Below are 20,663 nucleotides of genomic sequence, written 5' to 3' on the forward strand. Positions count from 1 at the left end.
AGATTGCCTGCATGAAGCTGCTGCCGCTTATCCTCATCGTCGCCTACGCCGTGGCCATGTGGCTGTTTTCGGCGTGGCGGCTGCGCCAGCAGCTGACGCAGAACTCGACGCCGCTGAACGACCCGCGGCTGGCCTCGGCGCTGGACCGGCTGGGGCGGGCGATGGGGCTGGGGCCGGTCCGGGCGCATGTCTATGAGATCGCGCCGGTGAACGGGCTGGCTGCGCCGGACGGAAGGGTGTTCCTGACCCGCGGCTTTCTGGACCAGCTCGACGCCGGCAAGGTAACCGAGGCCGAGCTCGCCTCGGTCATCGCGCATGAACTGGGCCACGTCACCCACGGCCACGCCCGCCGGCGGATGATGGATTTCGCCGGGCAGAACCTGGTGCGCACGGTGCTGGCGACGACCTTCGGCCGCTTCATCCCCATCATTGGCCCGTGGCTGGCGATGCTGGTCGCCTCGGCGCTGGCCGCAAGGCTGTCGCGCGAGGATGAATACGAGGCCGACGCCTTTGCCGCCGCGCTGATGGTCAAGTCCGGCTTCGGCACCGCGCCGCAAAAGGCGCTGCTGGCGCGGCTGGGCCAGCTGACCGGCAGCAGCGGCACCCCGGTCGCCTGGCTGGCCTCGCACCCGCCGATCGAGCGCCGCATCGCCGCCATCGAGGCGCTGGAACAGCGCTGGCAAAACCCGCAGGCCTGACCCGTTCTTCCTTGCCCAAATACCCCGGGGAAGTCCCGCAGAGACGGGGGCAGAGCCCCTGCCCCTTACCGCAGAACCGGCGGCCCCGCCGGCGCGTGCAGATCCTCGACCCCCATCCGCAGCCCGGCGCCGATCCGATGCGCCAGCGCCGACCACGCCTGCGCGGTCTCCTCGGGCAGCAGCCGGGCCAGCGTGGCGTCGAACAGCGCCAGCCAGTCGCGGAAATGCTCGGGGCGGACATCGCCCGCCGCCCGGTGCACCCGCATCGGATTGCCGTCATAGACCCGCTGGAACAGGATCGCATTGCGCCAGAAGGCGGCGATCCTGGCCTCATGCTCGGGCCAGTCGCTGACGTGATTGGCAAACACCGGCCCCAGCACCTCGTGCCGGCGCACGGCGCCGTAGAACACGGCGACCACGCGGTCGATCTGCTCGGGGGTGACGGGAAAACGGGGCGGGATGCTCATGCCCCCTATCTGGCCCCGGTGCGGCGGCAGCGCAAGGACGTGCCATCCGGGCGGACAGGGCAGATCCTCGGCCATGAGAACGATATCTTGCGCGAACCGAGGTTGCAGGCGCTCCTCGACGCAGCAGAATCCGCCTCGTGCCCCGAAAGGCCGCCGACAATGGAGCTTCAGGTCCAGCAGACCAGAGAGCAAACCTTATCATACGACTAAGTTGTTGATTTTATGGTGCTGTGAGAGAGGATTGAACTCTCGACCTCTCCCTTACCAAGGGAGTGCTCTACCACTGAGCTACCACAGCGCCGGCTGGTCCGCCATCGGACCGTGGGGGGCGATTTAGACGCAAGGGCGCGGGGGTGCAAGGGGGTATGAGGGGAAATCCCGGTTCTCTGTCCGCGGGGGCGCGGCGTCTCCGCCGGTCCGGTGCGCTGGCGCTGGACCTGGGCGGGCGAGGCGATTAATTGGACCGGATGGACAAGGACCGTCACCCCGGCAGGACCGGCCGCACGCGTAGCACCCCCGGCGCCGACGACCGCGCGGCGCGGCAGGCGCTCGCGCTGCGGGAAAATCTGGCGCGGCGCAAGGCGCAGGCGCGCAGCCGGGCCGGGATGGCCGGCGGCGAAGACGGCGACACAGGCAGCGGCGGCGCCGCGGCGGGCAGCAACATAACGACCCCGACCACCGAAACCCGGGGCGATAGCGAGGACTGATGGATACGATTCTGGTGCGCGGCAACGGTCCGCTGAATGGCGAGATCGAGATTGCGGGCGCAAAGAACGCCTGCCTGACCCTGATGCCCGCAACCCTGCTGACCGACGAGCCCCTGACCCTGACCAACGCCCCGCGGCTGTCCGACATCCGCACCATGACCGAGCTGCTGCGCTCGCTGGGGGCCGAGGTCGCGGATCTGCAGGACGGCCGGGTGCTGGCGCTGTCCAGCCACGCGCTGAGCAGCCACCGCGCCGACTACGACATCGTGCGCAAGATGCGGGCCTCGATCCTGGTGCTGGGGCCGATGCTGGCGCGCGACGGGCAGGCGATCGTGTCGCTGCCCGGGGGCTGCGCGATCGGGGCGCGGCCGGTGGACCTGCACCTGCGGGCGCTGGAGGCGATGGGCGCGGAACTGGACCTGCGCGACGGCTATGTCCACGCGAAAGCCCCGATGGGCGGGCTGCGTGGCGCGGTGATCGAGTTTCCGCTGGTCTCGGTCGGGGCCACGGAAAACGCGCTCTTGGCCGCGACGCTGGCCCGCGGCACCACCGTGCTGAAGAACGCCGCGCGCGAGCCGGAAATCGTCGATCTCGCCCGCTGCCTGCGCCGCATGGGCGCGCAGATCGAGGGCGAGGGCACCGATACCATCACCATCCAGGGCGTCGACCGGCTGTCGGGCGCCACCCACCCTGTCGTCACCGACCGCATCGAGCTGGGCACCTATATGCTCGCCCCCGCCATCTGCGGCGGCGAGGTCACCTGCCTGGGCGGACGGATCGAGCTGGTCGAGGCGTTCTGCGAGAAACTGGATGAGGCCGGGATCAGCGTCACCGAATCCGAACGCGGGCTGACCGTGACCCGCCGCAACGGTCGGGTGAATGCGGTGAAGGTGGTGACCGAGCCCTTCCCCGGTTTCCCCACCGACCTTCAGGCGCAGATGATGGCGCTGCTTTGCACCGCCGAGGGCACCAGCGAGTTGGAGGAAACCATTTTCGAGAACCGCTTCATGCATGCCCCCGAACTGGCGCGGATGGGCGCGCAGATCGAGGTCCACGGCGGCCACGCCCGCGTCACCGGCGTCGAAAAGCTGCGCGGCGCCCCGGTGATGGCGACCGACCTGCGCGCCAGCGTCAGCCTGATCCTTGCCGGGCTTGCGGCCGAGGGCGAAACCATCGTCAGCCGCGTCTACCATCTCGACCGCGGCTATGAGAAAGTCGTGCGCAAGCTGCGCGGTGTCGGCGCGGATATCGAGCGGATCAAGGAGCGGCCTGCCCATGCCGAATGACGCGCGTTTTGCCGATGCCGGGCCCGATGCGGCGCTGGCGATCCGGGCCGAGGATGGCGATGACCTGCGGGTGCTGACCGCGCTGGCGCAGGATGCGGTGCTGAGCGTCGGCGACATGGGCTATGACCCGAAATCGCGCCGCTTCAGCCTGCTGCTCAGCCGTTTCCGCTGGGAGGACGCCGACTCTGCCCGCCGCGAATCGCGCCCTTATGAGCGGGTGCGGGCGCTGCTGGTGATCTCGGACGTGCTGCGGGTGCGCCATGATGGTATCGACCGCAACGACCCTGGCACGGTGCTGTCGCTGCTGACGCTGGACTGGCAGCCGGGCGAGGACGGCACCGGGCGGCTGGTGCTGGCATTCGCCGGCGACGGCGCGGTGGTGATCGACGCCGAATGCCTGTCGGTCGACCTGCGCGACGTGGCGCGGCCGCATCGCGCCGCCTCGGCACAACTGCCCCGGCATGACCCCTAGGCCGCTGCTGTGGCGGCTGACCCCGGCCGACGCCGACCCCTGGCAGCGCATCATGCAAGGCGCGCTGGCGGAATTGCAGGGGCTGTTCGCCAGCGACTGGGCCGAATGGATCAACCGCCCGCAGGATGAGTTCCGCACCGTGCTGGAACACGCCGATTGCTGGGCCGCCGGCTGGGCGCAGGGCCAGCCGCTGGCCGTCGGACGGTGGGAGGCGCTCGAGTCCCCCGGCACCGCGACGCTGATGGGGGTCTATGCGCTGCCCGCCGCACGCGGCACCGGGCTGGCCGCGGCGCTGGTGCGCCAGCTGGTCGCACGGGCCGCGGCGCAGGGGCATCACCATATCCAGCTGGACGTGGTCGCGACCAACCAGCGCGCCCTGCGCTTTTACCGCCGTCTGGGCTTTGCGCCCACCGCCACCCTGCCCCTGCGCAACCCGCTGGGGCTGGACGAGCTGGAACTGGCGCTGCAGCTGCCCCGCCGTCTCGCCGCTTGAGCCGCGCGGGGGCGCGGGGTAACAGCGCCCAACCGCCCAGTTTTCGGAAAGCCGCGCCATGCCCGTCACGCTGAACACCGCCGACCCGGATTTCGAGCGCGGCTTTGCCGCGATGCTGTCCGCCAAGCGCGAGGATGCCGCCGATGTCGGGCAGGCGGTGGCCGCGATCATCGCCGATGTCCGCGCCCGCGGCGACGCGGCGCTGGTGGAACTGACCAACCGTTTCGACCGTAACGACCTTTCCGCCGACGGGCTGAGGTTTTCCGCCGCGGACATCGACGCCGCCTGCGCGCAGGTCCCGGCAGAGGACCGCGCCGCGCTGGAACTCGCCGCCGCCCGCATCCGCGCCTATCACGACCGCCAGCTGCCGCAGGACGCAGAATGGACCGACGAGACCGGCGCCACGCTGGGCTGGCGCTGGACCCCGGTTTCGGCCGCGGGGCTGTATGTGCCGGGCGGACAGGCGAGCTATCCCTCGTCGGTGCTGATGAATGCGATCCCGGCCCGCGCGGCCGGGGTGGAACGGCTGGCGGTCTGCGTGCCGACCCCGGGGGGCGAGATCAATCCGCTGGTGCTACTGGCCTGCCGCATCGCCGGGGTGGACGAGATCTGGCGCATCGGCGGCGCGCAGGCCATCGCGGCGCTGGCCTACGGCACCGAATCCATCCGGCCGGTGGACAAGATCACCGGCCCCGGCAACGCCTATGTGGCGGCGGCCAAGCGGCAGGTGTTCGGCCGCGTCGGCATCGACAGCATCGCCGGCCCCTCCGAGGTGCTGATCATCGCCGCAGGCGCGCAGAACCCCGACTGGCTGGCGCTGGACCTGCTGGCGCAGGCCGAACACGACGCCGACGCGCAGGCGATCCTGATCACCCCGGACCAGGCGCTGGCGCAGGCGGTGGCCGCGGCGGTCGAACGCATCCTGCCCACCCTGCCCCGCGCCGCAATCGCCGGCGCCAGCTGGCGCGACCACGGCACCATCATCCTGACCCGCGACCTTTCCGAGGCCGCGGCGCTGTCCGACCGCATCGCGCCCGAACATCTGGAGCTGTGCGTGGACGACCCGCAGGCGCTGGCCGCCCAAGTCCGCCACGCCGGCGCGATCTTCCTGGGCGCCTGGACGCCCGAGGCCGCGGGGGATTACGTCTCGGGACCCAACCACGTGCTGCCCACGGCGCGCTCGGCGCGGTTTTCGTCGGGGCTGTCGGTGATGGATTTCGTCAAGCGCAGCACCGTCTCGCAGCTGTCGCCCGGCGCGCTTTCCGCCATCGGCCCGGCCGCAGTGCGGCTGGCGCTGTCCGAGGGGCTGTCGGCCCATGCCCGCTCGATCGAGGCGCGGCTGGAAACGCTCAACCGCGGCAGCTGACGGTTTTCGCGCTTGAAACCTTGCCCGCTTGCGGGAATCGTGGCGGCGCCGGCCCGTGCCGGCCAGAACAGGAACAGCCGAGATGTCCACCGATCGCCTTGTCCGGGTCGAGATCGACGATTCCGCCCTGCCCCCGGCCACCCCCGAGATGGAGCAGGAGCGTCGCGTCGCCATCTTCGACCTGCTCGAGGACAACAGCCTGACCCTGCCCGGCCGCGCCGGCCAGGACGCGCCCTCCGGCCCCTATGCGCTGCAACTGGCGGTGCGCGACCGGCGGCTGGTGTTCGACCTCAGTTCCGAACTGGGCGAGCGGGTGGCCGAGTTCCACCTGTCGATGGGACCGTTCCGGCAGGTGGTCAAGGACTACTTCCAGATCTGTCAAAGCTATTTCGATGCAGTGAAGCGCCTGCCCCCCGCCCAGATCGAGGCGATCGACATGGCGCGGCGCGGCATCCACAACGAGGGCGCAAGGACGTTGCAGGAACGGCTGGAAGGCAAGGCCGAGATCGACATCGACACCTCGCGCCGGCTTTTCACCCTGATCTGCGCGCTGGTGTCGGACTGACCTCGATGCTGCCCGGCAAGGGGATTCCGGCCGGCTTTCCCGGGTCGGTGCTGTTCTGCTGCGATCACAACGCCATCCGCTCGCCCATGGCCGAGGGGCTGATGAAGAAGCTTTACGGGCGCAGCGCCTATGTGCAGTCGGCGGGCGTGCACAGCGACATGGAAATCGACGGCTTCACCATCGCCGTCTGCCACGAGCTGGGGATCGAGCTGTCGCGCCACCGCGCCCGCAGCTTCGACGAGATGCGCGACTGGGGCGACGACCTGGGCCAGTTCGATCTGGTGGTGGCGCTGTCGCCGGCCAGCAAGCACCAGGCGCTGGAGCTGACCCGGCATTACCACCTGGAGGTGGAATACTGGCCGATCATGGACCCGGCCGGGCTGACCGAGGTGCGGGCGGAAAAGCTGGCGCTCTACCGGCAGTCGCGCAACCAGATCCTGCGCCGGATGCTCGACCGCTTCGGCCCCCCGACCGAGCCCGACGGCATCGAGACCGTGCGCCGCGCCCTGCCGCAGGACCAGCTTCCCCACCCGTGACGCGCCGGGCGGCGCCCGATCCTCGGTGCGTCCCATCTGCTGTCCAGAAGTATTCTGGGGGCTTGCGAGCGCCCGGAAAACAGTCCGGTGGACTGTTCTCAGCAAGCAAGGCCACGGCAGTGGCCGCAGGCCGGCGGCAAAGCCCCCTCTTTATCCCGCCCAGCCCAGGAAATTGCGCAGGATCCGCAGCCCCAGCGCCCCGGATTTCTCGGGGTGGAACTGCAACCCGACGATATTGTCGCGCGCCACCACTGCCGTGACCGGCCCGCCGTGATCGACCGAGGCCACCAGATCTTCCGCCCGCGCGACGTTGAACTGCCAGCTATGGACGAAATAGGCGTGCGCCCCCTGCGCCACCCCCGCCAGCACCGGGTGCGGCCGGTGAACCCGCAGCTCGTTCCAGCCCATATGCGGCACCTTCAGCGCCGGGTCGGCGGGGGCGATGCGCTCGACCCGGCCATGGATCCAGCCGAAGCCGGGGGTGGGGCGGTATTCCAGCCCCTCGTCGGCCAGCATCTGCATGCCCACGCAGATGCCCAGGAACGGCACGCCGCGGCGGATCACCGCGTCCTCCAGCGCCTCGGCCATCCCCGGCACCGCGTCGAAGGCCGCGCGGCAGGCGGGAAACGCCCCGTCCCCCGGCAGCACGATGCGGTCGGCGCCCGCGACCTCGGCAGGGTCGGCGGTCACCGCGACGCTGGCGTCCCAGTCGCGCCCGGCCAGCGCCACCGCCTTGGCCGCCGAATGCAGGTTGCCGCTGCCATAGTCGATCAGCGCCACCCGCATCGGCTAGAGCGCCCCCTTGGTCGAGGGCAGGGCGTCGCCGATGCGCGGGTCGGGCTCGACCGCCTCGCGCAGCGCCCGCGCCACCGCCTTGAAGGCCGCCTCGGCGATGTGATGGGCGTTGAAGCCGTGGATCAGGTCGACATGCAGGGTGATGCCGCCATGGGTGGACAGCGCCTGGAAGAACTCGCGCACCAGCTCGGTGTCGAAGCTGCCGATCTTCTGCGCCGGGAACGGCACGTTCCAGACCAGGAACGGCCGCCCGGACAGGTCCAGCACCGCGCGGACCTGCGCGTCGTCCATCGCCAGGTGGAAGCTGCCATAGCGGCGGATGCCGCGCTTGTCCCCCAGCGCCCGGGCCAGCGCCTGCCCCAGCGCGATGCCGCAATCCTCGACCGTGTGGTGGTCGTCGATATGCAGGTCGCCGGTGGCTTTCAGCTCGATGTCGATCAGCGAGTGCCGGGCCAGCTGGTCGATCATGTGGTCGAAGAACCCGACCCCGGTCTGGCTGTCCGAACGGCCCGAGCCGTCCAGGTCCACCGCCGCCTGAATGTCGGTCTCGGCAGTCTGGCGCGCGACCCGGGCGCGGCGGGCGGAAAGGGTGGCGGTGTCGGACATGGGCGCCTCATTCGCTGGGAACGGCCCCGCTTAGCGCGAATGGCGGCGCGGGCGCAACGGCGCGGGTGTGGGTGGGGCTCTGCCCCGGGGCCTTTGGCCCCTCCCCGGGATATTTGGGACCGCCTGAATCCTCAGGTCAGCCACAGCCCGGCGCGTTTCAGGCGCTTGCGCAGCGCGCGTTCCGGGGCGCGCGGTGGGTGGGCGGCGCCGAGGGGGCGGATGAGGCGGCGCCCCTCGCCGCCGGCAAGCAGCCGCTCGGCCGGTTCCCAGCCGGCCAGCAGAGGGGCGATTTCCGGAAGGGCGGCGATGGCTTCCAAGGTCGCCAGCGCGGGATCGGGCGCGAGCGCGTAAAGCAGCGGCAGGTTGCGCCAGTGCCAGGTGATCTCGCCATCGAGCCCGGCCAGCTCCGGCCCCGGGCGGCCGCCGCCGAGGCTGTGGACCACCAGCGGCAGCACCACCTGATCCAGCCACGGGTCCAGCGGCTGGCAGGCCAGCGCCTCGCCCGGGTCGTCGCGCACCGCCACCGCCCAATCGTGGAAGCGGCGGTGGAACTCGGCCGCGTCGGGGCCGAAGAACCAGCCGGCGTTGAAATAGAGAAAGCGTTCCCAGTGACCCTCGGGCTGCGACAGGTCGAGCGAGCCGTCCATGTCCAGCCCGAAGCGGTCGTAAAGCGAGCGCCAGATCGAATCGTAATCGTGATGGTAAGGCGGCGGCTCGGGCCAGGTCCCCTCGCGCCGCATCGAGGCCGAGGGGCGGGCGAAATCGAAGGCCACCGCGTCCAGATCGCCGGTGACCAGCGTGTCGCTGTCCAGAAACAGGAACGGGCGCGAGGGGTCGAGCAGCGCCAGCGCCTCGATCTTGTTGCCATGCGGGTAGCTGCGGCCAAAGCTGCGGGCGTGCAACGGCCGGATCTCGGCCCCCAACGCGGCCAGCGCCGCGCGCGCGGGGGGCGAGATGCGCGGGTCGGTGCCGTCCCAAGCGCCGCCGGGCTGGGGTTCCGCCACGATCAGCCGGCCGCGGAAACCTGGCGCATTGAGCCGCAGGCTGGCGGCAAGCATCGCCGCCTCGCGGTCGATGCCGCCGCCCTGCGCGACGATCAGGACGTCGAACTCGGGGGGGCGGACGGGGTCGTGCGCGGATCTGCGCGCCTGCCGCTCGGCCATGCGCTGCGCCTTGCGGGCCGCGCGTTCCGTCTGGCCCCGGGTCGGAGGGAGGATTTGCAGCGCGTCGCTCCTCGGCCGTCCTGCGCTTGTGCGGCGAACACCATCGATCTTGCGAGAGAGGATGGTGGGCGACCCTGGAATCGAACCAGGCATGGGTCTCCCCGGCGGAGTTACAGTCCGCTGCCGCACCTTGCAGCACGTCGCCCGACGTCCGGGGTGATTATCCTTGCGCAATCGCAGGGTCAAGCGCTTTCCCGCGCCGCCCCTCGCGCCCCCTTGCGCCCCGCGCCGCCCCGGCGCAATCAGGCAGGCGACAGGAGAGCCGATGACCGTCCCGCCCAAAAAGACCCGCAAGCCCGCATGGGTGATCGACAAGGAACGCGCGCGCCGTGCGAGCGCGGCCGAAACCGTGTGGCTGTTCGGCCTGCATGCGGTCCGCGATGCGCTGGCCAACCCGGCCCGCAGCCGGCTGCGGCTGGTGGTGACGAAAAACGCCGCCGACCGGCTGGGGGACGCCATCGCGGCCTCGGGGATGGAGCCCGAGATCGTCGATGCCCGCGTCTTTGACCGCGAGGTGCCGCTGGCGCCGGACTCCGTCCATCAGGGCGCCGCGGTCGAGGTCAGACCGCTGGACTGGGGCCGGCTGGCCGATGTCGCCGCCACGGGCGGTGAAGGCTCGCGGCCGCTGATCGTGGCGCTGGACCGGGTGACCGATCCGCATAACGTCGGCGCGATCCTGCGCTCGGCCGAGGTGTTCGGCGCCCGCGCGGTCGTCGCCACCGCCCGCCATGCCGCGCCGGAAACCGGGGCGCTGGCCAAGACCGCCTCGGGGGCGCTGGAACGCCAGCCCTATCTGCGGGTGGTGAACCTGGCCGATGCGCTGATCGAGCTCAAGGCGATGGGCTATGTGGTGCTGGGGCTCGACGGCGAGGGCGACGCCACCCTGCCCGAGGCGCTGGCGGAGCTGCCCGGCCGCGCCATCTGCCTGGTGCTGGGCGCCGAGGGGCCAGGGCTGCGCGAGCGCACGCGCGAGACCTGCGACCGGGTGGTGCGGATCCCGTTCGCGGCGGATTTCGGGTCGCTGAACGTCTCGAACGCGGCGGCGGTGGCGCTCTATGCGGCGACCCAGGCGTGAAGCGGCTGAATGCGCTGTGGCAGGGCGGCTGCACGCGCGGTCACTTTGGGGCGATCTGCGCCGCCGGCCGTTGCACGAAAGCGGTGGTGATGCGAGACAGGACGGCATGATGTCCGCTGCCCCCTTTCAGCCCCATGCCTCGATGATTCGACAGGTTTCTTTTGCCGGTCTTTCGGCCGCCCGCCCGGCCCGCAGTTTCCGGGCCCGCCCGGCGGCGGGGCGGCAGGCGCTGGCGGCGCTGGCGCTGTGGGGGCTGCTGTCGGGGCCGGCGTTGGCGCAGGCTCTGGGCGGGATGGATCCGGTCAGCCTGCGCGACGCGGGCCGCCCGGTGGGAGGCGACGCCGCGATCTCGACCCACTGGAAGGGGCACGAGTGGCGGTTTTCCAACGACGCCAACCGCGCCGCGTTCGAGGCCAACCCCGGCGCCTATGCCCCGGGTTTCGGCGGCAACTGCCCGGTCGCGCTGGCCGATGGCCAGCGTCACCCGGGCGAGCCGCAGTATTTCGTGGTGCTGAACGGCACCGTCTATCTGGCCGGCTCGGCTTCCGCGCGCGAACGGCTGCGCCGCGAACCCGCGATCCTCGACCTTGCCGCCCGCGCGTGGAAGAAACAGTCGCGGTGACGGCTGGGGGCGGAATGGGCGGGGCCGGAAATATTCTCACATTCCCGTGTTTGCACATGGAACTTTGCGACAGTGATGCACATTTACATCATGAGCAGGGCCACGGAACGGTCTTGTTCAGATCACTGTCCCTCGTTCCGCGACTTGCGCCCGGTCCCTGACCGGGCGCTTTTTTATGCCTGAACCGCCAACGAGGAGACCAGCATGACCCAGCCCGATATCGCCCGCATCGCCGCGGAAACCCGCAGCATCGCCGTGGTGGGGCTGTCGCCCAAGCCCGACCGTCCCAGCCACGAGGTCGCGCATTATCTGCAGAAGCTGGGCTATCGAATCATCCCCATCAACCCCGGTCACGCCGGCGAGAGCATCCTGGGCGAGACCACCTATGCCGCGCTTTCCGACATCCCCGCGGGGACCGAGGTTGACATGGTGGATATCTTCCGCCGCTCCGAATCGGTGCCCGAGTTGGTGGACGAGGCGCTGGCGGCGCTGCCGGGGCTGAAGACCATCTGGATGCAGATGGGGGTGATGCACGAAGGCGCGGCGGAAAAGGCCCGCGCCGCGGGCAAGACCGTGGTGCAGAACCGCTGCCCCAAGGTCGAGTTTCCCCGTGTCGGCGCCACCGGCCCGGCCCGCTGAGCCTGCCGCAGCAGTCCCACGACTGCGGCAAAAGGATGAAAACCGGGGCGGAAATGCATCCGCCCCTCTTTTCAAGCGCGGCGGGCGGGGTATAGTCGCGCCCATGACGCGGATCATGCACCATGCCACGACGCTTGCCGCCGGCGATCAGCCGGGCGCGCGCGCTGTCGTGAATCTCCGCGGTCTGCTGCTTCTTACGCTGCGCTGAGCGGGTCCGCCGGGCCGCCGCTCAGTCTGGCACAGCGCCCGGCCATCCCCAGAAGCGACAGCCACAAGAGACGCGACATGACCACAGCAACCGCCAGCGCAACCACCACCCCCGGCCCGCTCAGCGATCCCGACCGGGTGCTGATCTTCGACACCACGCTGCGCGACGGGGAACAATCCCCCGGCGCCACCATGTCCCACGCCGAAAAGCTGGAAATCGCCCAGATGCTCGACGAGATGGGCGTGGACATCATCGAGGCCGGCTTCCCCATCGCCTCCGAGGGCGATTTCGCCGCCGTGACCGAGATCGCGAAACAGGCGCAGAACGCGGTGATCTGCGGCCTCGCCCGCGCCCAGATCCCCGACATCGACCGCTGCTGGGAAGCGGTGAAACACGCCCGCCGCCCGCGCATCCACACCTTCATCGGCACCTCGCCGCTGCACCGGGCGATTCCGAATCTGGACATGGACCAGATGGCGGACCGCATCCACCAGACCGTCACCCACGCCCGCAACCTGTGCGACAACGTGCAGTGGTCGGCGATGGACGCGACCCGGACCGAACATGACTATCTGTGCCGGGTGGTGGAAATCGCCATCAAGGCCGGGGCCTCGACCATCAACATCCCCGACACCGTGGGCTACACCGCGCCCCGCGAATCGGCGGCGCTGATCCGCATGCTGATCGAGCGGGTGCCGGGCGCCGACAAGGTGGTGTTTTCCACCCACTGCCACAACGACCTGGGCATGGCGACCGCCAACAGCCTTGCCGCGGTCGAGGCGGGCGCCCGCCAGATCGAATGCACCATCAACGGCCTGGGCGAGCGTGCCGGCAACGCCGCGCTGGAAGAGGTGGTGATGGCGCTGAAGGTGCGCCACGACATCATGCCCTGGACCACCGGCATCGACACGAAAAAGATCATCGGGATTTCCCGTCGGGTCAGCCAGGTCTCGGGCTTCCCGGTGCAGTTCAACAAGGCCATCGTCGGCAAGAACGCCTTCCTGCACGAATCCGGCATCCACCAGGACGGGGTGCTGAAGAACGTCGAGACCTTCGAGATCATGCGCCCCGCCGACATCGGCCTGAACGAGGCCAATATCGCCATGGGCAAGCATTCCGGTCGCGCCGCGCTGCGCGCCAAGCTGGCCGATCTGGGTTATGAGGTGGGGGACAACCAGCTCAAGGATATCTTCGTGCGGTTCAAGGAACTCGCCGACCGCAAGAAGGAAATCTACGACGACGATCTGGTCGCGCTGATGCAGGACAGCGCCGCCAACACCGACAGCGACTATCTGCAGGTGAAGAAGCTGCGGGTGGTCTGCGGTGGCGGCGAGCCGGCAATGGCCACGCTGACCATGGTGGTGGGCGACGCCGAACGGACCGAAACCGCGCAGGGCGACGGCCCGGTGGACGCGACCTTCAACGCGGTCGATGCGATGTTCGAGCACCACGCCACGCTGCAGCTCTATCAGGTCCATGCCGTGACCGAGGGCACCGACGCGCAGGCCACCGTCAGCGTGCGGATGGAAGAGGACGGGCGCATCGCCACCGGGCAGGCGTCGGACGTGGACACCATCCTCGCCAGCGCCAAGGCCTATGTGGGCGCGCTGAACCGGCTGAAGGTGCGCCGCGAACGCACCGCGCCCGACGCCGATACCAGGGCGATCAGCATGTACACGGTCTAGGACCGGAAAGGGGCGCCCGCGGTGGCGTCCCTTTTTCCTGCCGCCCATCGGCGAAAGATCGCCCGTCCGCGGGCCTGCCCCCCGTGCCGCGGCCGCAGAATCGGCTTTTCCCCAAGGGGTGCCGGGCCTATATGGGGGCGCAGCCGCAATCGGCCCGGCCGGCAGGGCTGCCGGGCATAATCACAAGCGGTGTCGGGCAGGCACGGAAGGGATTTGACATGGCATTCTTCGGTCTTTTCTCGACCGATATCGCGATCGACCTGGGCACCGCGAACACGCTGATCTACGTCAAGGGCAAGGGCGTGATCCTGAACGAGCCCTCGGTCGTGGCCTATCACGTCAAGGACGGCAAGAAACAGGTGCTGGCCGTGGGCGAGGACGCCAAGCTGATGCTGGGCCGCACCCCCGGCTCGATCGAGGCGATCCGCCCGATGCGCGAAGGGGTCATCGCCGATTTCGACAGCGCCGAGGTGATGATCAAGCACTTCATGAAGAAAGTGTTCAAGCGCACCTCGTTTTCCAAGCCGAAAGTCATCGTCTGCGTGCCGCACGGCGCCACCCCGGTGGAAATGCGCGCGATCCGGCAGTCGGTGCTGTCGGCGGGCGCCCGCAAGGCCGGGCTGATCGCCGAACCGATCGCCGCCGCCATCGGCGCGGGGATGCCGATCACCGAGCCGACCGGTAGCATGGTCGTCGACATCGGCGGCGGCACCACCGAGGTTGCGGTGCTGTCGCTGGGCGATGTGGTCTATGCCCGCAGCGTCCGCGTCGGCGGCGACCGCATGGACGAGGCCATCGTCAACTATCTGCGCCGCCACCATAACCTGCTGATCGGCGACCAGACGGCGGAACGCGTCAAGACCTCGATCGGCACCGCGCGGATGCCCGACGACGGCCGCGGCGCCACCATGCAGGTGCGCGGCCGCGACCTTCTGAACGGGGTCCCGAAAGAGGTCGAGATCACCCAGGCCATGGTCGCCGAGGCGCTGGCCGAGCCCGTGCAGCAGATCTGCGAGGCGGTGATGATCGCGCTTGAGGCGACGCCCCCGGATCTGGCCGCCGACATCGTGGACCGCGGCGTGATGCTGTCGGGCGGCGGCGCCATGCTGGGCGAGATGGACCTGGCGCTGCGCGAGCAGACCGGTCTGATGATCAGCCTGGCCGACCAGCCCATGAACTGCGTCGCCCTGGGCACCGGCAAGGCGCTGGAATACGAAAAACAGCTGCGCCACGTCATCGACTACGACAGCTGAGGCGGCCTGAATGGCGCGCCGCAGCTATGACTATGCGACTCCGGTCCGGCGGGTGCTGGTGGCGCTGCTGGTGCTGTCGCTGCTGGCGGTGTTCGTGTTCTGGCGCATCGACAGCCCGCGGGCGGAACGGATGCGCGCAGCCTTTGTCGACCGTTTCGTGCCCTCGCTGGACTGGGCGATGGCGCCGGTGACCGCGGCCAGCCGGATGATTTCCGGCTTTCAGTCCTATCAGCGGCTTTACGCCCAGAACCAGGAGCTGCGCCGCGAATTGCAGCGGATGAGCGCCTGGAAAGAGGCCGCGGTGCAGCTGGAACAGGAAAACGCCAAGCTGCTGGCGCAGAACAACGTCCGGCTGGACCCGGCGCTGACCAGCGTCTCGGGGGTGGTGCTGACCGACAGCGGCACCGCGTTCCGCCAGTCGGTGCTGCTGAACCGCGGCGCGCGCGACGGGATCCTGGACGGCTGGGCCACCATGGACGGGCTGGGGCTGGTCGGGCGCATCTCGGGCGTGGGCGAGACCACCAGCCGGGTGATGCTGCTGACCGATCCGTCGTCGCGGCTGCCGGTGACGATCCAGCCCTCGGGGCAAAAGGCGCTGCTGACCGGCGACAACACCGCCCTGCCCTATCTGGATTTCATGGAAAGCCCGGAAAACGTGCGGCCCGGCGACCGTGTGATCACATCCGGCGACGGCGGGCTGTTCCCGCCGGGGCTGCTGGTCGGGCAGGCGGTGCAGACCTCGGACCGCCGGATGCGGGTGCGGCTGGCGGCCGATTACGGGCGGCTCGAGTTTCTGCGCGTGCTGCGCAGCCACCCGGCCGAACAGATCGCCGACAGCGGGCTGCTGATCCGCCCGCCGCCGCCGGGCTTCATCGGCCCGGTGCTGCCGTCGCAGCCCGCCGACACCGCCGCCGGCGCGCAGGCGGAGTGAGCGGTGCTGTCCCCCGCCCGTCAGCGCCAGCTTGCCGGCCAGTCGCTGTATGTGGCGCTGGCGCTGGCGCTGATCGTCGCGGCGCTGCTGCCCCTGGCGCCGGGGCGGATCGGGGTGCCCGGCCCCGACCTGCTGACCGCGATGACGCTGGCCTGGGTGGTGCGCCGCCCGGCGCAGGTGCCGGCGCCGACCATCGGCGCGGTGGCGCTGCTGGCCGATATCCTGCTGTTCCGCCCGCCGGGGCTGGGCGCCGCGATCACCGTGGTCGCGGCCGAGACCCTGCGCCGCAGTGCCCATCGCGGCCGCACGCAGGGGTTCATCGTCGAGTGGCTGCGCGCGGCGGCGCTGATGGCGCTGATGGTGCTGGCCGAGCGGACGCTGCGCACGCTGTTCCTGATCCCGCCGACACTGGCGCCGCTGCCGCCGCTGGGGCAGGATATCCTGCGCCTGATCGCCACCGTCGGCGCCTATCCGCTGGTGGTGGCGGTGCTGCATCCGCTGGGGCTGCGCCGCCCCTCGCCCCTGGAACTGAACTGGCCAGAACGCTGAAACCCGCACGCTGAAACCCGAACGGCAACTCTGACGCGATGAAGAAATCCGCCCGCGACATCACCGACAGCAACCGCGCGATCAACCGTCGCGCGCTGATGCTGGGTGCCATTCAGGCGGCGGTGGTGGCGACGCTGGGCTGGCGGCTCAAGACCATGCAGCTGGACCGCGCCGACGAGTTCCGCATGCTCTCGGACGGCAACTCGATCAAGCTGCGGCTGCTGCCGCCGGCGCGCGGGCTGATCCACGACCGCAACGGCGTGCTGCTGGCGGGGAACGAGGCGAACTATCGCGCCACCATCACCCGCGAAGAGGCCGGCGACCCCGAGCTGGTGCTGGCCCGCCTGCGCCAGCTGATCCCGATGACCGACACCGCGGTCGAGGCGGTGCTGACCGAGATCGGCAAGCGCAGCGCCATCACCCCGGTGGTGGTGGCCGACCGGCTGAGCTGGGAACAATTCGCCTCGATCGCGGTGAACGCGCCGGCGCTGCCCGGCGTCACCCCCGAATCGGGCCTGTCGCGCAGCTATCCGCGCCGCGGCGATTTCGCCCATGTGCTGGGCTATGTCGGCCCGGTCTCGGACTATGACCTGTCGCGGATCGAGGACCCCGACCCGGTGCTGATGCTGCCCGAGTTCCAGCTGGGCAAGCTGGGGGTCGAGGCGCGGCTGGAGGAACGCCTGCGCGGCAAGGCCGGCACCCGCCGGGTCGAGGTCAACAGCGCCGGGCGCGAGATGCGCGAGCTGGAACGGGTCGAGGGCCAGCAGGGCGACACCGTGCAGATCACCATCGACGCGGCCCTGCAGAACTTTGCCGTGCAGCGGCTGGGCGAGGAAAGCGCCGCCGCCGTGGTGATCGACGTGCAGAACGGCGACATCCTGGCCAGCGCCTCGGCCCCGACCTTCGATCCGAACCTGTTCGTGCGGGGGATTTCCGGGCCGGATTACCGCGCGCTGATGGAACACGACCACCGGCCGCTGGCCGACAAGACCGTGCAGGGGGTGTATCCGCCCGGCTCGACCTTCAAGATGGTGCCGCTGCTGGCCGGGCTCGATTCCGGGCTAATCGATGCGGGCACGCGGTTCTACTGCCCCGGCCACGTCACCGTCGCCGGCCGCCGCTTCCACTGCTGGAGCAGGGGCGGCCACGGCTCGGTGACCGCGGTGGCCAGCCTCGAGCGGTCCTGCGACGTGTATTATTATGAGCTGGCGCAGAAGGTCGGCGCCGACCGTATGGCCGAGATGGCCCGCCGCCTGGGGATCGGCGTGCGCCATGACCTGCCGATGTCGGCGATCGCCGAGGGCATCGCCCCCGACCGCGCCTGGAAACGCGCCCGCCACGACCAGGAATGGCAGGTGGGCGACAGCATCAACGCCTCGATCGGACAAGGCTACGTGCTGGCCTCGCCCCTGCAGCTGGCGGTGATGACCGCGCGGGTGGCCACCGGGCGCGAGATCGCGCCGCGGCTGGTGCGGGCGGTGAACGGCGTGGCGGTGCCGGAAACGGCGTTCCCCGAGCTGGGCCTGAACGAGGCGCATCTGCGCATCGCCCGCGCCGGGATGGACGCGGTGATGAACGGCAATCACGGCACCGCCCTGCGCTCGCGCATCCTGACGCCGGAATGGCGCATGGCGGGCAAGACCGGCACCAGCCAGGTGCGCAACATCACCGCGGCCGAACGCGCCCGCGGGGTGATCAGCAACGACCAGCTGCCGTGGAATCGCCGCGACCATGCGCTGTTCGTCTGCTACGCTCCGGTGGACGCGCCGCGCTATGCGGTGTCGGTGGTGGTCGAGCATGGCGGCGGCGGCGGCTCGGTGGCCGCCCCCATCGGCCGCGACATCCTGCTGTTCGCGCTGGCCGGCGGGCTGCCGCCGCTGGACGCCTATCCGCCGGGCCAGCGCGGCGGCATCGAGGAGATGCGGGCGCGGATGAACCTGACCCCGCCCCCCGCCCCGCAGGCCAACGGGCGGGCGCGGGCATGACGGCGGCGGGCGGCGGCATCCGGGCAGGTGCGGAACGGGCGGTACGATGAGCGGCTATCTCGACTACAAATCCGAACAGACCCCGATCGGCTGGCGCAAGATCCTGTATCTCAGCTGGCCGCTGGTGTTCCTGCTGGTCGCGGTCGCGGCGACCGGGTTCCTGATGCTGTATTCCATCGCCGGCGGCCGGGCCGAAGTCTGGGCCGAGCCGCAGATGGAGCGGTTCGCCGTCGGCATGGTGGCGATGATCGCGCTGGCCTTCGTGCCGGTGTGGTTCTGGCGCTCGATCTCGGTCGCGGCCTATGTGGTCTGCGTGCTGCTGCTGGTGGCGGTGGACGTGTTCGGCCACCACGCTATGGGGGCGCAGCGCTGGCTGGACGTGGGGCCGGTCAAGCTGCAGCCCTCGGAGATCACCAAGATCGCGCTGGTGCTGGTGCTGGCCGCCTATTACGACTGGCTGGACCTGAACCGGGTGTCGCGGCCGCTGTGGGTGCTGATCCCGGTGCTGCTGATCCTGATCCCGACCGGGCTGGTGCTGGCGCAGCCCGACCTGGGCACCTCGGTCATGCTGGTGGCGGGCGGCGGGCTGATGATGTTCGCGGCCGGCGTCAGCCTGTGGTATTTCGCGGCGGTGATCGGCGGCGGGGCCGGGCTGGTGTTCGCGGTGCTGAAAAGCCGCGGCACCGACTGGCAGCTGATCCACGACTACCAGTACCGCCGCATCGACACCTTTCTGGACCCCGGCAGCGACCCGCTGGGCGCGGGCTACAACATCACCCAGGCGCAGATCGCCCTGGGCTCGGGCGGCTGGTCGGGGCGCGGCTTCATGCAGGGCACGCAAAGCCGGCTGAACTTTCTGCCCGAGAAGCATACCGACTTCATCTTCACCTCGTTGGCTGAAGAGTTCGGCTTTGTCGGCTCGATCACGCTGCTGTCGCTTTACACGCTGATCCTGGCGTTCTGCCTGTATTCGGCGTTGACCAACCGCGACCGTTTCGCCAGCTTGCTGACGCTGGGCATCGCGGGGACGTTCTTCCTGTATTTCGCGGTGAACATGGGGATGGTGATGGGGCTGATGCCGGTGGTGGGCGCACCGCTGCCGCTGGTCAGCTATGGGGGGACGCAGCTGATGATCCTGCTGATGGCGTTCGGCATCGTGCAATCCGCGCATGTGAACAGGCCGCGCTGATGCGGGTGTTCTTTGCCGCGCCTGCCGCCATGTGGGACCGCTGGGCCCCCGCCCTGCGCGCCGCCTGCCCCGAGATGGAGCTGTGCCGCGACGGCGACCCCGCCAGTTTCGACGCGGTGATCTATGCGCCCGGCTATCCCGCCGCGGGGCGCGAGATGGATTTCAGCCCCTTTACCCGCGCCCGGCTGGTGCAGAGCCTGTGGGCCGGGGTCGAGCGGATCGTCGGCAACCCCACGCTGACCCAGCCGCTGTGCCGGATGGTCGATCCCGGGCTGGCGCAGGGGATGGCGGAATGGTGCCTGGGCTGGACCATGCGCTTTCACCTGGGGATGGACCGCTATCCGCAGGACGGGATCTGGCGCAACTCGGTGGTGCCGCCACTGGCCTGCGCGCGCAAGGTGACGATCCTGGGCATGGGCGAACTGGGCCGGGCGGTGGCCGCGATGCTGCGCGGCGTGGGCTTCGACGTGACCGGCTGGTCGGCCTCGGGCAAACCGGTGCCGGGGGTACGGGTGCTGGGCGCCGCGGCGCTGCCCGAGGCGCTGGCCCGGGCCGAGGTGCTGATCTCGCTGCTGCCCGACACGCCGCAGACCCGCGGGCTGCTGGACGCGCGGCGGCTGGCGCTGCTACCGCGCGGGGCGGTACTGCTGAACCCCGGCCGCGGCACGGTGCTGGACGACGACGCGCTGCTGGCCGAGCTGAACAGCAACCGGCTGGGCCACGCGGTGCTGGACGTGTTCCGCATCGAACCGCTGCCGCCCGCACACCCGTTCTGGCGCCACCAGCGCGTGACCGTGACCCCGCATATCGCCGCCGAGACCCGCCCCGCCTCGGCCGCCCCCGTCGCCGCAGAAAACCTGCGCCGCGCCATGGACGGCCGGCCGCTGCTGCATCTGGTCGACCCCGCGCGGGGGTATTGAGGGAGGCGGCGGCGCTGTCCGGGGCGGCGGGGCGCTGCCGCTGAACCCCGGCCGCACGGTGCTGGACGACGACGCGCTGCTGGCCGGGTTGAACAACAACCGCTTGGGCCACGGCCGCTGCTGCATCTGCTCGACCGCGCGAGGAGACTCAGAGAGGCGTTGCAGAGGACGCTGCCTTGCGTTGCAGGACGCTGCTGCAGCCTTGTCCGCCGAAAACAGTCACCGAACCATCCAGCCGTTCTCTGATCCGTCTCCTGTTCCGGGTGCTCACTAGCCCCGGAATATTCGAGCAAGGACGAAGCGGGCAGGATTGCGCTGGCGGGTCCTGTTGCCGAGGAATATCCGCAGTTCCCGGCACTCCGCTCTCCAGAGAGAGGCCATCTCGGCCCCGGC

The 20,663-nt window shown here is 70.2% G+C and carries 22 protein-coding genes and 2 tRNA genes; 18 read left to right on the forward strand and 6 right to left on the reverse strand.

Annotated elements, in window-relative coordinates; all coding sequences use genetic code 11:
• The first annotated feature begins 11 nt into the window (after nt 1-11).
• Nucleotides 12-698 carry a M48 family metallopeptidase gene (locus BUB57_RS00980; RefSeq protein WP_073060586.1) on the forward strand — a complete coding sequence of 229 codons (687 nt, stop codon included), beginning with the start codon at nt 12-14 and terminating at the stop codon, nt 696-698.
• 65 nt (nt 699-763) lie between these two features.
• Here the strand turns inward: BUB57_RS00980 and BUB57_RS00985 are convergent, their stop codons facing one another.
• Together BUB57_RS00985 and BUB57_RS00995 are read right to left on the reverse strand one after the other, a co-directional pair.
• Nucleotides 764-1,165 (reverse strand): group III truncated hemoglobin, encoded by a 402-nt coding sequence (locus BUB57_RS00985; RefSeq protein ID WP_073060591.1) that lies wholly within the window; start codon nt 1,163-1,165, stop codon nt 764-766.
• 223 nt (nt 1,166-1,388) lie between these two features.
• Nucleotides 1,389-1,463 (reverse strand) — tRNA-Thr (locus BUB57_RS00995).
• Nucleotides 1,464-1,623: 160 nt separating this feature from the next.
• Between BUB57_RS00995 and BUB57_RS01000 the strand changes: the two genes are divergently transcribed.
• The 7 genes from BUB57_RS01000 to BUB57_RS01030 all read left to right on the forward strand — a co-directional run bounded on the left by BUB57_RS01000 (nt 1,624) and on the right by BUB57_RS01030 (nt 6,590).
• Nucleotides 1,624-1,872, forward strand: coding sequence for a hypothetical protein (locus tag BUB57_RS01000; protein ID WP_143159556.1), 249 nt, complete (start codon nt 1,624-1,626; stop codon nt 1,870-1,872).
• Nucleotides 1,872-3,158: a UDP-N-acetylglucosamine 1-carboxyvinyltransferase gene (murA, locus tag BUB57_RS01005; protein ID WP_073060601.1), complete on the forward strand. Its 1,287-nt coding sequence runs from the start codon at nt 1,872-1,874 to the stop codon at nt 3,156-3,158. The genes BUB57_RS01000 and murA overlap by 1 nt, the downstream gene beginning before the upstream one ends.
• Complete coding sequence (locus tag BUB57_RS01010; protein WP_073060604.1) at nt 3,148-3,630, forward strand: DUF2948 family protein; 483 nt, start codon at nt 3,148-3,150, stop codon at nt 3,628-3,630. The genes murA and BUB57_RS01010 overlap by 11 nt, the downstream gene beginning before the upstream one ends.
• Complete coding sequence (locus BUB57_RS01015) at nt 3,620-4,123, forward strand: GNAT family N-acetyltransferase (RefSeq protein WP_073060607.1); 504 nt, start codon at nt 3,620-3,622, stop codon at nt 4,121-4,123. Before BUB57_RS01010 ends, BUB57_RS01015 begins: the two co-directional genes overlap by 11 nt.
• A gap of 58 nt (nt 4,124-4,181) precedes the next feature.
• Nucleotides 4,182-5,489: a histidinol dehydrogenase gene (hisD, locus tag BUB57_RS01020; RefSeq protein WP_073060610.1), complete on the forward strand. Its 1,308-nt coding sequence runs from the start codon at nt 4,182-4,184 to the stop codon at nt 5,487-5,489.
• An 82-nt stretch (nt 5,490-5,571) separates the two neighbouring features.
• Nucleotides 5,572-6,054 (forward strand): UPF0262 family protein, encoded by a 483-nt coding sequence (locus tag BUB57_RS01025; RefSeq protein ID WP_073060613.1) that lies wholly within the window; start codon nt 5,572-5,574, stop codon nt 6,052-6,054.
• Nucleotides 6,055-6,059: 5 nt separating this feature from the next.
• On the forward strand, nt 6,060-6,590 hold the full coding sequence (locus BUB57_RS01030; RefSeq protein ID WP_073060616.1) for an arsenate-mycothiol transferase ArsC: 531 nt from the start codon (nt 6,060-6,062) through the stop codon (nt 6,588-6,590).
• A 150-nt stretch (nt 6,591-6,740) separates the two neighbouring features.
• Here the strand turns inward: BUB57_RS01030 and hisH are convergent, their stop codons facing one another.
• From hisH to BUB57_RS01050, 4 genes are all read right to left on the reverse strand, one after another.
• A complete protein-coding gene (gene hisH / locus BUB57_RS01035; protein WP_073060620.1) occupies nt 6,741-7,376 on the reverse strand; it encodes an imidazole glycerol phosphate synthase subunit HisH in 636 nt (211 codons plus the stop codon).
• A gap of 3 nt (nt 7,377-7,379) precedes the next feature.
• Entirely contained in the window at nt 7,380-7,991 is a 612-nt protein-coding gene (gene hisB, locus BUB57_RS01040; RefSeq protein WP_073060624.1) for an imidazoleglycerol-phosphate dehydratase HisB, read from the reverse strand.
• Between the two features lie 131 nt (nt 7,992-8,122).
• On the reverse strand, nt 8,123-9,154 hold the full coding sequence (locus tag BUB57_RS01045; protein ID WP_073060627.1) for a hypothetical protein: 1,032 nt from the start codon (nt 9,152-9,154) through the stop codon (nt 8,123-8,125).
• 122 nt (nt 9,155-9,276) lie between these two features.
• Nucleotides 9,277-9,360, reverse strand: a tRNA-Tyr gene (locus tag BUB57_RS01050).
• Nucleotides 9,361-9,479: 119 nt separating this feature from the next.
• Between BUB57_RS01050 and rlmB the strand changes: the two genes are divergently transcribed.
• From rlmB to BUB57_RS01100, 10 genes are all read left to right on the forward strand, one after another.
• Nucleotides 9,480-10,289: a 23S rRNA (guanosine(2251)-2'-O)-methyltransferase RlmB gene (gene rlmB, locus BUB57_RS01055; protein WP_073060629.1), complete on the forward strand. Its 810-nt coding sequence runs from the start codon at nt 9,480-9,482 to the stop codon at nt 10,287-10,289.
• Between the two features lie 109 nt (nt 10,290-10,398).
• Nucleotides 10,399-10,911 (forward strand): YHS domain-containing (seleno)protein, encoded by a 513-nt coding sequence (locus BUB57_RS01060; protein WP_143159557.1) that lies wholly within the window; start codon nt 10,399-10,401, stop codon nt 10,909-10,911.
• Between the two features lie 204 nt (nt 10,912-11,115).
• Nucleotides 11,116-11,550, forward strand: a complete 435-nt coding sequence (locus tag BUB57_RS01065; protein WP_073060631.1) for a CoA-binding protein — start codon at nt 11,116-11,118, stop codon at nt 11,548-11,550.
• A 285-nt stretch (nt 11,551-11,835) separates the two neighbouring features.
• Nucleotides 11,836-13,443 carry a 2-isopropylmalate synthase gene (locus tag BUB57_RS01070; RefSeq protein WP_073060633.1) on the forward strand — a complete coding sequence of 536 codons (1,608 nt, stop codon included), beginning with the start codon at nt 11,836-11,838 and terminating at the stop codon, nt 13,441-13,443.
• Between the two features lie 218 nt (nt 13,444-13,661).
• The gene (locus BUB57_RS01075; protein ID WP_073060635.1) at nt 13,662-14,696 is read left to right on the forward strand and encodes a rod shape-determining protein; all 1,035 of its coding nucleotides are present in this window, start codon (nt 13,662-13,664) and stop codon (nt 14,694-14,696) included.
• 10 nt (nt 14,697-14,706) lie between these two features.
• The gene (mreC, locus tag BUB57_RS01080; RefSeq protein ID WP_073060638.1) at nt 14,707-15,627 is read left to right on the forward strand and encodes a rod shape-determining protein MreC; all 921 of its coding nucleotides are present in this window, start codon (nt 14,707-14,709) and stop codon (nt 15,625-15,627) included.
• Between the two features lie 3 nt (nt 15,628-15,630).
• Nucleotides 15,631-16,176: a hypothetical protein gene (locus BUB57_RS01085; protein WP_073060640.1), complete on the forward strand. Its 546-nt coding sequence runs from the start codon at nt 15,631-15,633 to the stop codon at nt 16,174-16,176.
• A gap of 38 nt (nt 16,177-16,214) precedes the next feature.
• Complete coding sequence (gene mrdA, locus BUB57_RS01090; protein ID WP_073060645.1) at nt 16,215-18,161, forward strand: penicillin-binding protein 2; 1,947 nt, start codon at nt 16,215-16,217, stop codon at nt 18,159-18,161.
• Nucleotides 18,162-18,207: 46 nt separating this feature from the next.
• Entirely contained in the window at nt 18,208-19,350 is a 1,143-nt protein-coding gene (gene rodA / locus BUB57_RS01095) for a rod shape-determining protein RodA (RefSeq protein ID WP_073060649.1), read from the forward strand.
• The gene (locus BUB57_RS01100; RefSeq protein ID WP_073060652.1) at nt 19,350-20,270 is read left to right on the forward strand and encodes a 2-hydroxyacid dehydrogenase; all 921 of its coding nucleotides are present in this window, start codon (nt 19,350-19,352) and stop codon (nt 20,268-20,270) included. The genes rodA and BUB57_RS01100 overlap by 1 nt, the downstream gene beginning before the upstream one ends.
• The last annotated feature ends 393 nt before the right edge of the window (nt 20,271-20,663 follow it).

The organism is Paracoccus solventivorans (assembly GCF_900142875.1).
In the GTDB taxonomy this organism is placed as follows: domain Bacteria; phylum Pseudomonadota; class Alphaproteobacteria; order Rhodobacterales; family Rhodobacteraceae; genus Paracoccus; species Paracoccus solventivorans.